The organism is Nocardiopsis sp. TRM 82005 (assembly GCF_056312425.1).
In genome coordinates, this window is record NZ_JBWDTQ010000013.1 from 35494 (window position 1) to 49083 (window position 13590).

The 13590-nt window shown below is 68.3% G+C and carries 7 protein-coding genes; 4 read left to right on the forward strand and 3 right to left on the reverse strand.

Annotation, left to right across the window (positions count from 1 at the left end; all coding sequences use genetic code 11):
• The first annotated feature begins 466 nt into the window (after nucleotides 1-466).
• The 3 genes from AC0T5L_RS10325 to AC0T5L_RS10335 all read left to right on the forward strand — a co-directional run bounded on the left by AC0T5L_RS10325 (nucleotide 467) and on the right by AC0T5L_RS10335 (nucleotide 3774).
• The gene (locus AC0T5L_RS10325; protein WP_150241173.1) at nucleotides 467-736 is read left to right on the forward strand and encodes a hypothetical protein; all 270 of its coding nucleotides are present in this window, start codon (nucleotides 467-469) and stop codon (nucleotides 734-736) included.
• A complete protein-coding gene (locus AC0T5L_RS10330; RefSeq protein ID WP_476165193.1) occupies nucleotides 729-1337 on the forward strand; it encodes a DUF6879 family protein in 609 nt (202 codons plus the stop codon). Before AC0T5L_RS10325 ends, AC0T5L_RS10330 begins: the two co-directional genes overlap by 8 nt.
• 64 nt (nucleotides 1338-1401) lie before the next feature.
• Nucleotides 1402-3774, forward strand: a complete 2373-nt coding sequence (locus tag AC0T5L_RS10335) for an ATP-binding protein (protein WP_476165218.1) — start codon at nucleotides 1402-1404, stop codon at nucleotides 3772-3774.
• A 126-nt stretch (nucleotides 3775-3900) separates the two neighbouring features.
• Here the strand turns inward: AC0T5L_RS10335 and AC0T5L_RS10340 are convergent, their stop codons facing one another.
• The 3 genes from AC0T5L_RS10340 to AC0T5L_RS10350 form a co-directional block, all read right to left on the reverse strand.
• Complete coding sequence (locus AC0T5L_RS10340; protein WP_476165194.1) at nucleotides 3901-4887, reverse strand: hypothetical protein; 987 nt, start codon at nucleotides 4885-4887, stop codon at nucleotides 3901-3903.
• Nucleotides 4888-5046: 159 nt separating this feature from the next.
• A complete protein-coding gene (gene pglW / locus AC0T5L_RS10345) occupies nucleotides 5047-9315 on the reverse strand; it encodes a BREX system serine/threonine kinase PglW (protein ID WP_476165195.1) in 4269 nt (1422 codons plus the stop codon).
• A 205-nt stretch (nucleotides 9316-9520) separates the two neighbouring features.
• Nucleotides 9521-9721: a hypothetical protein gene (locus tag AC0T5L_RS10350; RefSeq protein WP_476165196.1), complete on the reverse strand. Its 201-nt coding sequence runs from the start codon at nucleotides 9719-9721 to the stop codon at nucleotides 9521-9523.
• A gap of 248 nt (nucleotides 9722-9969) precedes the next feature.
• Between AC0T5L_RS10350 and pglX the strand changes: the two genes are divergently transcribed.
• Nucleotides 9970-13446: a BREX-2 system adenine-specific DNA-methyltransferase PglX gene (pglX, locus tag AC0T5L_RS10355; RefSeq protein WP_476165197.1), complete on the forward strand. Its 3477-nt coding sequence runs from the start codon at nucleotides 9970-9972 to the stop codon at nucleotides 13444-13446.
• The last annotated feature ends 144 nt before the right edge of the window (nucleotides 13447-13590 follow it).

The following is a 13590-nucleotide window of genomic DNA, read 5'->3' on the forward strand; positions in this document are numbered from 1 at the left end:
GGTAGTATCCCGTCGACCACCACACTGCTTCACTGCTTCTTGCCGCGGTTCCCCCTCGACCATCGGCTGCCCTGCCCTCGCCCTTCGACGAGCCTTCAGACTGGGATCGGCCAGCGGCGCCAGCACCCTCGCCAGCTTCACCCAGACCCGAAATCTGAGCACACGGGTGACCGAGGACTCTTGCGCTCGCTTTTCTCGGAGTAGCAGTTCGAACGCCACCGAAGGAAGCCAGACAAACCACCACCGTCCTCACTGCACATCAGCACGCAGCACCGGCATCAAATACCACGTCATCCGCATACTTCACCGGCATAGCCGCATCTTTCCGGCACGGGTTCCAGCACCCGCTCCGGTTCATGTCGGCTTCGCTGCCGAGAACAAATACCAGCCTGGCTCAACACGACCATCGTGGTATTTTTCTCGCACGCGCTCACCCCCGATTCCAAGAGCGCGTAGGAGGGCCACCATGACACGTCCCTGGGAAGCGGACCCGTCCGCTGACATGACACGGAGGCTGGGCAGGTCTCCAGCCGAACTGGGCAACACCGACAGAGCCAGCGGCTGCCCCGACATCTGGGAACTCGACAACGGCGACATCGCCGTGATCGGGCGCGACCTGACCGACGCCTACGCGGAACGTCTGCCGTCAGGTGCCGCCATCGCAGAGGACGAACGTCTGGTCATCATCCCCCGCAACACCCTGATATCAGCGAAAGCGGACATCCCTGATGCTTGACACCATCGACGGCCTTTCCGGTGACCGGCTGGAGCTCGATCCCTATCTCGACGACTTCGATGGGCGTCTGGCATCGCTCAGGAACACTGACATCTGGAAGCTCGAACGGCGGCAGGTCTTCCACCAGCCGGAAAGTGACAGTTGGATGGCGTTCCGGGAGGGACGCCACGATGAGTCCCTCCGGCTTCTGGAGAACAACCGCTCCTCCTTGCGGGAGGAATTCGCCGAACTCGCCCGAGCGGGATGCGTGCTGCGACGAACTCGTGTCGTGGAGAAGCCTTTCACGACGTATCTGCTGTGGGAACTGCACTCCCTCCATCTGCGAGCCCAGTGCGGCGAGGACGTCCGGATCATCTCCCCCGAACCCCTCGCGGCGTGGGAACACAGTGGCCAGGTACCCGAGATCGTCGGGCTCGGCGACGAGGTGGCGTACAGAATCCGGTACGACGATCAGGGTGTTCTCCGAGGCGGAGTCCGGTTCACCGACCACGCCACCACCACACGGTGCCGCGCCGAGATCGCCGCGCTCCACGAGACCGGTGAGGATCTGAAGCGCTACTTCCCGCGCGACGTTGAGGGGGCTGCGCTCAGCCGTGACTGACCGCAGGCCCTCCGAACCCGGTGAGGAACCCGACGAGCGACCCGGTACCAGTGCCAGTGCACAGATGGGCGCGGTCGCGGGCCGCGCGGTGCAGGCGCGGGACGTCCGAGGCGGGGTGCACTTCCACGGCCAGGGCCCGACGGCGCACTCCGCTCCCGTACCCGGGCAGCTCCCTGGTGACGTGCACGGATTCGTGAACCGGGTGGGCGAACTGGAGGTGCTCAGCACCCACCTGCGCGCTGAGGACTCCGCCGGCGGCTCTGAGGCTCCCGTTCACGTCATCACCGGCACGGCCGGTGTCGGCAAGACCGCTCTGGCCCTGCACTGGGCCCACCGGGTGCGCGACCGCTTCCCCGACGGCCAGCTCTACGTGGATCTGCGTGGATACGGGTCCGGCCCACGGGTCGAACCGGATCAGGCGCTGGAACGCTTCGTCCGCGCCTTCGGGGTGCCCGCGGACGCCGTACCCGCGGACGTCGACAGCCGCTCCGCCCTCTACCGCTCCCTCCTGGCCGAACGGCGCGTGCTCGTCGTCCTCGACAACGCGGCGACCGCGGCGCAGGTACGCCCGCTGCTACCCGGGTCCTCGGCGTGCGTCGTGTTGGTCACCAGTCGGGACCGACTGTCCGGGTTGGTCGCCCGGGACGGAGCGCGGCGTCTCACCGTGCGTACGTTGGAGCCAGCGGAGGCCGTGGAGCTCCTCGAACACGTCACCGAGAACCACCGGCCGCGCGATGAGCCACACGAAATCGCCGAGCTGGCCCGTCTGTGCGGAGAGTTACCCCTTGCCCTGCGCATCGCCGCCGAACGGGCCGCCGGACGACCCCACATGCCCTTGGCGGAGCTGATCCAGGACCTGCGGGACGAGTCCGCTCTCTGGGACGCCCTCGCCACCGACGAGGAGGAGGAAGCCGACGCGGTCCGCACCGTCTTCGCCTGGTCCTACCGGGCCCTACCGGGGGAGACCGCACGCCTGTTCCGGCTGCTCGGGCTGCATCCCGGCCACGACTTCGACGCGGGCTCCGCGGCTGTCCTCAGCGGTCTACCGGTCCGGCGGGCACGGCGCGTTCTGGACATGCTCGTGGGCGCGCACCTGGTGGAACAGACCGGCCCGGACCGGTACCGCTTCCACGACCTTCTGCGTTCCTACGCGCTGGACCAGGCGCGCCGCGAGGAGCCACCGGAGAGTCAACAAGAGGCTTTGGGGCGCCTGCTGAGTTGGTACCTGCGCACCGCTGACGCCGCGGCCAGGGCGGTGGACTCACCACTGCGGCAGCTGGAGCCGGGCTCAGATTCGATCGAGAGTGCTGCCGGTGACATTCGCGAGTTCACCGACAACACGGACGCGGTCCGATGGTTCGAGGCCGAGAGCAGGAACCTGGTCGCCATGGCCGAGGCCGCCGCCGGGGCAGGGATGGACGGAATCGCCTGGCGCCTACCGGTCGTACTGAGACACGTCTACGTGTACCGAACGCCCATGAGTGCCTGGATCGCCACGACCCTCCTCGGGCTCGGTGCGGCCCGGCGAGAGCAGGAGCATGCGGCCGAAGCGGACCTCCTGGAGAGTCTGGGCATGGCGTACGTACAGTCCCACCGCATGCGGGAGGGCATCACGCACCATCGGCAGGCTCTTCGGTTACGGCAGGAGCTGGGTGATGAGCTCGGGGAAGCCATGTCGCTCAACGCGCTGGGGCTGGCGCATCTGCGCGAGCACCGGCTCGACGAGGCGCGCGAGGACTTCGAACGCTCACTCGAAATCGCCCGGCGTCTGGGCGAGCGGCGTTGGGCGGGGATCACGCTCGGCAACCTGGCGGACGCACTGCTCGATGCGGGAGATCTTCGTGCATCAGTGGCCCTGGCCGAGGAAGCTGTCGCGATACACCGCGAGATCGGCAACAGGATGAGCGAGTTCGCCTGCCTGGCCTGTCTGGGTGCGGCATGGCGGGAACTGGACTCGACCGACCGCGCGCTGTCCTACGCGCAGCGTGCTCTCGATGTCGCCCGGGAACTGGACAACCCGGTCCGGGAGGGGTTCGCGCTCTTGGAGCTTGGTAGGGCCCAAACGCTGCTCGACCAACCGGAGGAGGCTCTGGCGAGTTTCCATGAGGCAGCTGCACTGCACCGCTCAATCGGCGACCACGTGCGCGAATCCGAGTCCTTCGAGGGCGCGGGTGAGGTCTACCAGTCACTCGGACGCCTGGTCGAGGCAGCACAGTTCTTCCACCAGGCGGTAGGCGGATACCGCAGGAACAAGGCCCGCTGGAACCTCGCGGTATGCCTTGACCGCCTGGCCGCCGTGGTGTCCCGGAACGGCGAAACGGAGGCGGCACGCGGACACTGGCGCGAAGTGCTGGAAGCCCTGTCGGGCCTGGCTGACCCCAGAGCCGAGCACCTACGTGAGGCTGTCACCGGACACCTCGGTGATGCGACCGGTTGACGCCTTTCGAGGGGCAGCAGACTGCACGGGTGGGTCAAGACCTGTGCGCACGAGGTGCCAGGTACGGCCAGGAGGCCCGCGCGCTGCTGCTGCGCGCGATCGATGGGTTGACGGGTCTGCCCACCCTCACGCCGAGGCCCGCCCTCCCCCGGCCACCAGCGCCAGGATGTACCCCGGCCTGCGCAGATCCGCCCACGTGAAGCGGACGATACGCACCCCGGGGTACAGCCTCTGGAGCGCGTTCTGTCGCTCCCGGTCCCTGGCCAGCGCACGCGGGGTGCTGTGCGGCCCGATCCCGTCCGCCTCACCGATGAGCCGGGCCCCCTCCCACCAGAAGTCCACCACCGCGACTGTGCTGCCGCCGGAGTCCGTGAAGCGGCGCTGAAGTTCGTCAGGAGGTGATCCGCCGTCCCGGCAGACCAGGCGGATCCGGGTCTCCAGCGGACTCTGCGACCTCCCGTCGGCCAGCCCCCACCACCGGCGCACATCCACGCACCCCCGCCGCCCCCGAACGGCATCGTTCAGGGCCACGATCTCCTGTTCCCTGAGTAGTCCCTGGTTGAGGGCGGAGTCCATCAGGCACACGGCGGTCTCCCGGTCCAGCTCCGGCAGGGTGTCGCGCAGGGTCCTCCCGGGATCGGTAACCCTTACCCCACCGACCCCGCTGACACCCTCTCCACCGGCCCCACCCCCGACCACGGTGGTCTCCTCCGGCCGCACGTCCCAGCCGCGCAGTTCCACCCCGGTCAGTCGCCGCTGGACCTTCAGCCCCGGGACTGCCATGTGGACCACGCGCCCGTCCCACGGCTCCAGCCCCCGCATCCCCCACAGCCTCGCCGCGGTCCGACCGGCCGCGCACGCGGACAGCCCCAGCGCGAGCTGGGCGGCCAAGGCCACGCAGCGCAGCCGGTCGAGGTTGTGCGCCTCCGGCATGAGGGACCGCACGACGTAGACCTCGCGGTGGGGGTGCAGCCACTCCCCCTGCCGGACCAGCCGCTGGAGGTCGTTCTTGGTGAGCCCGCACCCCCGGGCCTGGGTATAGGAGAGGACGCCGTACTGACCGATCGCGGTCACGGTGGCCGCGGCCATGGGGCTCTGGGGCATGGGGCTCATGCCCTCCACTATCCGCGCGCACCGCCCCGGGCGCCACGGCAGTTCCCGCACCTGTGGACAGTCAGCCGCCATCCCCGGTGAACCCCCGTGCCAGAAGCACCCTCACCCGCCTCAATGCTTCCAACCGGGGGGCTCACCGCCCTGCGCCACGACACCGGTTCAGCCCGCCGGCGCGGCCTCCGGTACCGCGAAGCCCTTCGGCAGCAGCACCTGCTCGGAGTCACTGATGATCCCCGCCGGGTGACCGTCCAGGGTCGCGGGCCCCTGGGGGCCGCGCATCGGGCACAGCAGCCACAGTCCGTACGGGCTGGTGCCCGCCTCGCGTGCCTCCTGGACGAGGGAGCCCAACAGGGCGCGGCCCGGAGCGTAGCGGGCCAGAGGGGTCGCCCGGTACAGCAGCACCACAGCGTCCTCGCCAGGCCCCGCGGCCCCCGCCGAACGCACCCGGTGGCCGAGCCGTTCAAAGACGTCTCCCAGCATGCGTTCGAAGGCCGCGGGGCGACTGTTGTCGGCCTCGGCCAGGACATCCCAGTTCAGGTCGCCGCCGATCTCGCCCAGTACCTCGTCGACGACCGCGACGAACTCGGTGGAGACGTCGAAGGGCACCACGCCGGGGGCGCGGACCAAGGCCTCGGCGCTGCGCTCGGTGTCGGGCATCCACGTCTTGAGCGCACGGAAACCCCCGCTTCCCACCGAGGTTTCCAACTGCTGCCAGGCTCGGGCGGAGGCGGCGTCGAGCTGCCCCGGAGCATGGTGTGGTCCCGTGTGCGTGGAGGGCTGGTAGGTGGTCAGCTCTGGCTCCAGGTACCAATAGATGGTGCCCTGGTGTTCACGCTTGCGGAGTTTGGGATACTTGCCGGCCAGCAGGTCCCACAGTTGCCCGTCCCCGGGAGCCTCAAGCGCGGGGAAGCGGGCCCTCACCCGGTCGCGTACCTGCTGCGGGGTGATACCGGGAGCGCCCAGGTAACCGACGGCCTGGGTGAGCTGAAGCGCCCGTTCCAGGTCCAGGTCGACCGGGTAAAGCTCCAGCCGAGGAGTGACCTCGGCACGGCTGGAGGCCACCGCGGCCAACTGCACCAGGTCGGTGTCGGTCAGGGGCTCCATTCCCTCGGGCGAGGTGACGGCGCGCAGGGCCTCCCGGACCGTGGCAGGGGTGGGCAGGGGTTCCCCGGACCGGACACGCACCAGTTCGTCCGCGCGACGAGCGAGCGCCTCGGCGTAGTCGAACAGTTCGCCCTCCACCGGGACCGAGGGGTCGTCATCGATGACCTGTGCGACCAATACCTTGCGGTCGTAGCGGCGAACGACGAACCTCTGGTCGGTGCGGCGCTCCTCACACTCCACCGCCACGCGTACCGCCGCCATCGCGTAGGCGGCTCGGGCGTCCCCTTCCAGTGAGGTGCCGCGCAGGGTGAGCAGTTCCGCGGCGATCTGTCCGACCTCGCGGACACGGCCGTTGCGGGCGAGGATCTCCACCACGTCGTCGCGAACCGAACTCAGGAGTGAGGCGCTCTTGGACCAGTAGGTGACGGCGTGTTGCAGGTCCCGGTCCACGAGTTCCTGAGGAAGCCCCACACGCTCGGCGACCTTGCGGTGGGTGGGCCACCAGTCGGTGCGGGCCGCGGCCTTCTCGGGGATGCCGAGCAGCTCGCGCACCGCACCCACCCACCGTCCGTTGGCATCGGTGGAGGCCGGGATGAACTGGCGGATCACCTGGTCGAGGGTGGCCTTCCTCTTGTCGTCACCGTCAGCGCCACGGGGCAGCTTGGACCGCGTGGCGACCGCGTACTCGGCCACGTCCAGGCGCTTGCGCCAGTCGGTGACCGCTTTGACCAGTTCGTTGCGGGTGGGCAGGGAGACACCGCGCAGGCGGTGAAGATCCTGGACGGGTTTGGTGAGCAGGTCGCCCACCGTCTCGCACTTCAGCACCCGGGTGGCGGTGTCCAGGGCGAGCGGGGTGAGCCCGGCCAGGTGCAACGGCGTGTTCAGGTCCGCGCTGTCGGCGTTGCGTCGGCGTGCTGCCTCGTCCTCAACCACGGTCTCGGCCACCGGGGAGGCCGCGTAGAGGGCCGCCTCCCAGGCACTGCGCATGTCCTGGAGCGTGGCGAAGCGCCGCTCCACCCGCCGGTGCAGCGCGCGGTGGAAGAAGGAAAGCAGGAGGGTCCGGTTCTGTTCGGGGAAGGCGTCGCCGGAGAGTTGCGGAAGCTCGACGTCGTCGGCCAGGAACTCGGGGCCGACTCCGTCGTCGTCCCACACGGGGAGTTCTCCGGTGGCCATCTCGTGCAGGGTCACGGCCAGGGCGTAGCGTTCGGCGAACTCGTCGTAGGGGCGGTCGGGTCCGAGGAACGGATCGAGGTAGCCGCGGGTGCCCGCGGCGGTGTTCTCCAACGCTGTCCTGGACAGGGAGAAGTCGAAGAGCACCAGGGCACGACCCTGCTTGGGGGGCTCCTGGACACCGAGGTTGGCCGGCTTGATGTCGCGGTGGAAGACCTTCTTCACCTCCAGGTGCTCGACCGCGTCAAAGAGGTGTTGCCCGAACCGGAGCAGCTCACCGGTGCCCAGGGCCCCCTGGCGGGACAGGTAGTCCGCGAGGGTGCTCTCCCCCGCGTGTTGCAGGGGCAGGACGGTGCGCTCGCCGATCTCGCGCACACCCGCCTCCTGGCCCGCTCCAGCGGGGGCCAGGGCCACGATCCTGTTGCTGGATCCCACGATCCGGAGCGTCTGGGCCTCTCCTCGCAGGGAGGTGGCTGCCGAACCGGAGTTGAGGGCGACTTTGTGGACGACCTCCGCGCCCTTCGGCCCGCTCATGAGCAGGGCGCGCGCCGTGGCGCCCTTGCCCAGGACCTCCCGGACCCTCCACCCCTGTTCGGTCTCGTCGCCGGGTCGTGCGGTGAGCGGGTCGGTCTTGACCTCGGGCTGGGTCAGGTACTCCTCGACCTGGTCGAGCATGCGCAGGAAGGCCTGGACCGTCGACAGGCGGTCACCGGGGGAACGGCGGGTGGCCTCGCGAACGAGCGTGTCCAACTGGGGAATGACGTCGTCGCTCACCGCGGCCGGGGTGAGGCAGCCGTGCTCCTGGATCTGTCGGCTCAGCTCGCGGCGGTTGCGGCCCGGCGGCCGGCCGGTGAAGACGAGGTAGGCGAGCGCACCGAGGCCGAAGATGTCCTGGGGTGCGGCCCTGCCCCCGTAGTCGGGGAACTCCGGGGCCAGATAGGCCTGAGCGGCGGCTTCGACGTGCACGGCCAGGGCCCGCTCGCCCAGCGCGGCCTCCAGGTGCTCCGTCGCGCCCCCGCCACCGGAGGTGTGCCGTGTGTGACCTCCGCTGCGCAGGCGCAGGCTCTCACGGGAGGCCACCTGCCAGTCGGCGATGTACAGCCTCGGGAAGGAGCCGTCCAGCTCCACCCACACGCTGCGCGCGGCCAGGGCACGGTGGAACAGGCGGTTGCGGTGGGCGTGGTTGACCGCCTCGGCCAGTTGGCGGACCATCTCCATCCGGGTGTCGATCTCGAGGTCGTCCCCGTGCTCAGCCATGAAGTGGTCCAGCCGCGTCCAGGAGGACTGGTGCCGGAAGGCGATGCCCGGACCGACCTGGTCGACGACCCCGAAGTACTCGGCCTTGACGATTCCTTCGTGGGAGATGCCCTCCAGGGACATGTACTCACGCTTGGCCGCACGCTCGACCGAACGGCGGTCGTCCTCGTTCGGGGACTCGCCGTAGTGGTAAACGCGCACCCGGCTGCTGCTGCCCAACTGCTGGTGCCGGGCCCGGTAGTCGGTCCAGGTGGGTCCGCTGTCGAAGGAGCGCTTCTCCAGCGTGTACTCACCCAGTTTCAGCGCGCGGTCTAGCGACTGGACACCGATCGTCTCCATCAGGAGGGAGACGTTCTTCAGAAAACCCGGGCTGACCGTGGTGTGGGGGCGACCGAGCAGACCACTCCAGATGCCGTCCAGGCCGGTCTGGTCCTCCAGCCCCTCCCGGCCGTAGACCTCCGCCAGCTGCACCTCGTCGAAGTCACAGCGCAGGTCGTCGGCGGAGAGGAAGACCGCGGCCTTGATGAAGGGGATCCGCACGTCGTCGGGCAGGCCCAGTTTCCTGGCCGCCCACTGGAGGCGGTCCTTGAGTTCCTTGGCCTTCTGCTCGGTCAGGTGCAGCGGGTTGGTGATGGTCTGGCGGTGACCGTTGGTGAAGGTCCACTCACCACCCCGGTTGGTGGCGCGTCCCGGGTTGCTCTTGATCTCGATGAGGAAGGCACCGGTGGGGGTGACGGCGAACAGGTCGCATTCGCGGACGCGGTGGTTGCGCGCGGTGAAGGACATGCCCTGCCAGGCACGGTAGGGCTCCCGATCAGGGAAGTACTCGCGGATGTGTTCCAGGGCCGACTGCTCCCAGCGGAACTCCGAGGGTTTGCCCCACCATCGGTTCGCCATTCGGCCGCTCCCTCTCCAGTTCTGCCCCGCCTGACTGCCCGTCCAGCATAGGACTCCCCGGTGACACCGGAGGTTGTCCCGGGGGACTTCCTCCCTCAGGGTTCGGACCCGGTGTCCGAGTTCTTGTCGCGTTCGGCCGGCTCGGCGCCCTCGGACCGGGACCGCGGACTGCGGCCCCGGTGCCTTGGGCAAGGCGGAATCTCCGTCACAGGACCGCGAAGACGACGCCGACCACCGCGGTCAACGTGGTCATGGTGGCGAGCATCGTGGTGAAGGCCGTGCGCAGCGCGGCCGACCACGGCTTCTTCTCCTCTCGGGCGAGCAGCATGGCGCCCACGGCGCACAGCAAGGCGACACAGGCGGCGATGGCCATGGAAACGAGAACCGCGGAGAGCTTGATGGGCATGTGTCGTGACCTCTGTTCACGTGTGAATTACGGAGAGCGACGAACTGGGGGTGTGGTACGGCGCACCTGGGTGGGCCACAGCACAGAGCGGGTTCTACGGTGACCACGGTAGCAATCCATTGCAGCACGCACAACTATTTACCGCACTCAACAGATGGATTATGCTGGACGAGGTTGGCCGAATGCCTCCCTCTGCACCTAGAGATCCGATCTGACCAGGCATTCCAAAGGACGAGGAGACGGGGCGCATGAACGAGACCTTGCTACTGGGACCACTCCAACGTCTGGTGGGTACCGTCCGGGAAGGTCTTCGACCCGCTCCCGCCGCCGTTCGGGCAACGGAGCGGGACGCCGAACACGCTGCTGTCATGTGGGTACTCGCCACCGCCTTCGTCACTTTCTGTGAGGACATCGGGCTCGTGGGGCACACGTCCCTGACTCGAACGGACGTGCCGACTGACCTCTCGGGAACCGATCCGCTACGGGTCATCGAGCAGGCCATGACCGAGGTGGTCGAAGCGCACCCCGTTCTCGGCGAGGTCTTCCACCACGGCGCGGGTACGTGGCGAGAGCACCGGCCGGACGAGAGCGCGGCCCGGCGCTTGGTGGCCTTCTGGCGCGACAGGAAACGCGCGCCCCTGGGATCGACGATCGACCCCTCACTCACCGGCGCGGGACCGGACACCACCCTCTTCGAGGACCTCTACCAAACCCTCTCCGAGAACTCGCGCAAGGCCTACGCCCTGCTGACCACGCCCGACTTCGTCATCGACCTGGTTCTCGACCATTCCTTGGGACAGGCGCTCAAGGAAGCCGAAAGCGTCACGGAGCACGGGTTCCGCTACATCGACCCGGCCTGCGGTTCCGGGGGGTTCCTCCTGGGTGCGTTCCGTCGGGTGCTGCGAAGGGTCCACGCGGAAAAGCCGGACCTGCCCAGGGACGAAGCGGTCGCTCTGGCCCTGTCCTGTGTCCATGGCTCCGACCTCAACCCGATCGCCGTCATGGTCAGCCGCTTCCGACTCGCGATCGAAGCACTCGGACGGGCCGGTACCATCTCCGCCGACACCGAGCGGGAGTGGCGGATCCTCGTCGCCGAGGCGGACTCGCTACTGGAAGGGCTCGGTGCACCCGTGGTCTGGGGTGCGCCTTCGGCCGGAGGCGGCGATCTACCTCTCCTGAACATGGTCACGAGCGCGGAGGTCCTGGGACGTTCCAGCTACGACGCGGTGGCCACCAACCCTCCCTACATCGTCCCAGGTGACAAGGCTGCGATGAAGGCCTACCGCGAGGGCTACCTGAGCGCACGATCCGGCGTGTTCGCCCTGAACGCCCCCTTCACCGAGTGCGCCTTCTCCCTGGCCCGCCCAGGGGGGCGCGTCGGTTTGCTGACGGCGAGCGCCTTCACCAAACGAGACTTCGGCAAGCCCCTGGTCGAGTCCTTTCTCCCCACTGTGAAGATCGACGACATCATCGACACCTCCGGCGCCTACATCCCCGGCCACGGCGTACCAACGCTCATCCTCACCGGGCGCAACCAGACACCCTCCCCGGACTCACGTGTCACCGTCGTCAACTGCGAGCGCGGCGAGCCCTCCACACCGAACGACCCGGGTCAGGGCAGGGTATGGACCTCTATCAGGGACCGACTTGCCAAGGTTCCCAGCGAGGACTCCTGGACGTCCTCCCATAAGCGTCCACAGCATGAGTTCCGGACCCACCCATGGCTCCTCAGCCCGCCTCGGACCGAAGCCGTGTTCCGGTCCCTGCGTTCGGACACACTGCTGAGCGACCATGTCCACCGCATCGGCTACATCGCCAGCACCGGGGCCGACGACCTGTTCTCCGCGCCCCCCGCGTCGATGCGCCGTTGGGGAGTGGAGACCGAGGCCACCATCGATCTGGTCACCGGTTCGGAGGTACGTGACTGGCAGGTCCGCAGTGACCTCGAGGCCTTCTTTCCCCGAATGTGGGAGGACCGCACGAAACTCGTCGACCTACGGGACCTTCCCGGCCACCTCAGACGACTGTGGCCCTACCAGAACGTGCTCGCCGACCGGTCCAGGATCAGCTCGGAGAAGTGGTATGACTGGCACCAGTTGACGGCCAACCGGAACGTGTCCTCGTGGTCGATCATCTTTCCCTGGGTGGCGACCCACACCCACTTCGCCCTGAACCGGGATGTGAACGCGCCGCTGAACTCGGCCCCGGTCATCGAGCTGCCCACCTCCGTTACCGAGGAGACAGCCCTGGGGCTACTCGGAGTGCTCAACAGCTCCACCGCCTGCTTCTGGATGAAGCAGGTCAGCCGAAACAAGGGCAACCCCAGGGGCGACCAACTCAGGTCGGGGGACGGTTGGGAGGCGATCTACGAATTCACCTCGTCCCGAATGCTCAACCTGCCCGTGCCCGCTCTCACCGAGACGGAGACGCCCGGGGAACTCGACCTTCTGGCGCAGAAGCTCCTCGACCTGCGCGCCGAGGTCGAAAATCCTGGCACACCCCCGGCCGGGGAGCGCATCACGGTGCTGGGCGAAGAGTGGCGCTCCACCTTTCGACGCATGATCCTGCTCCAGGAGGAGCTCGACTGGCGCGTCTACGAGTCATACGGGCTCGTTCCCACGGGAAGTATTCCCCACGTTCTCCTCGACTCTCTGCCCGAAGGGATCGTTCAAGGGGAGCGGGCCTTCGAGTTCGCACTGGCCCAAGAGCAGGAGGAGGACCCTGAGACCTTCGAAGAGCGTGAGTGGTTCGAGAGAAACGCCATCGACCGCTTCGCGACCCCACCCACCCACTGGCCGTCCGATTACCGTCGGGCCGTGCTCGCACGTATCGACGCCCTGCGCGACAATTCCGCCCTGCGTGTGCTGGAACGACCGGACTTCAAACACCGATGGACCACTCCCCCGTGGGAATCCGTGTGGCGCCCCCCTGTCGCCGCCTGGCTCCTACAGCGGTGCGAAAGCCGAGAACTCTGGTATACGCGGGGAACGGACGGGGTCGACCGGCCGACCGTGCGCACTCTCTCCGAGTTGATCGGGGCGCTGGAGAACGATCCGGACGTGATCGCCGCCGTCGAGACGCACAGCCCCGGATCCACCGTCAGGAAGCTGCTCACCGCGTTGCTTCAGGAGGAACATGTTCCTTTCCTCGCGGCGCTCAGGTTCCGCCCTTCGGGCCTGCGCAAACACCGGGAGTGGACTCTGCTGTGGGATCTGCGGTGGAGACGGGAGAACCCTCTGCCCGAGGACACCGTCGAGGCCGACTCATCCGATGAGACGTCACCGCCCAAGTTCACTGCGGCCGATTTCCTCAGGAAGTCGTACTGGGCCAACAGGGGCAAGTTCGACATGCCCAACGAACGGTTCACCTCCTACTCTCCTAGCCCCTCCCCCGGGCTGTCCGCCACCAGCATGCTCGGGTGGGCCGGGTGGGACGCGCGTGACCGAGCATGGGCGTTGGTGGACATCGTCGAACGGAACCTGGCACCGCCCCAGGCCCCCACGGAGACCGTGGTCCCGCTGCTCGCAGGCCTGGCCGAGATACTGCCGTGGGTCGATCGTGTGGGGGCGGGAATCGGCCCGCGCCGTGCGCACGGAGACGGTGTCGAGCTGAGGAGGAGGTTCGCGGACTACCTGAACCGGTTGGAGCTCACCGAAGACCAGGTCACCGCGTGGAGACCGCCTCCCCCGCGCCGCGGGCGCCCGCCCAAGCAGACCGGGAACTGATCGTCCCCGTGCGCGCCGTCGCCTGTCCGGTGACGGCGCAGCCGGTACACCCGGCGCGATCAGCGGTTCCCGGCCGGGCTGGCCCTCCGAGACCGTCCCGGGCTTCGCGCGGACCTGGTTCTGCCCCAGGCCGGGCAAGGGGAG

Bases quoted from the DNA above. Each gene is read 5' to 3' on its own strand.
- pglX (WP_476165197.1), top strand. From the start codon at position 9,970: ATGAACGAGACCTTGCTACTGGGACCACTCCAACGTCTGGTGGGTACC.
- AC0T5L_RS10340 (WP_476165194.1), bottom strand. From the start codon at position 4,887: ATGAGCCCCATGCCCCAGAGCCCCATGGCCGCGGCCACCGTGACCGCG.
- AC0T5L_RS10330 (WP_476165193.1), top strand. From the start codon at position 729: ATGCTTGACACCATCGACGGCCTTTCCGGTGACCGGCTGGAGCTCGAT.
- AC0T5L_RS10350 (WP_476165196.1), bottom strand. From the start codon at position 9,721: ATGCCCATCAAGCTCTCCGCGGTTCTCGTTTCCATGGCCATCGCCGCC.
- AC0T5L_RS10325 (WP_150241173.1), top strand. From the start codon at position 467: ATGACACGTCCCTGGGAAGCGGACCCGTCCGCTGACATGACACGGAGG.
- AC0T5L_RS10335 (WP_476165218.1), top strand. From the start codon at position 1,402: ATGGGCGCGGTCGCGGGCCGCGCGGTGCAGGCGCGGGACGTCCGAGGC.
- pglW (WP_476165195.1), bottom strand. From the start codon at position 9,315: ATGGCGAACCGATGGTGGGGCAAACCCTCGGAGTTCCGCTGGGAGCAG.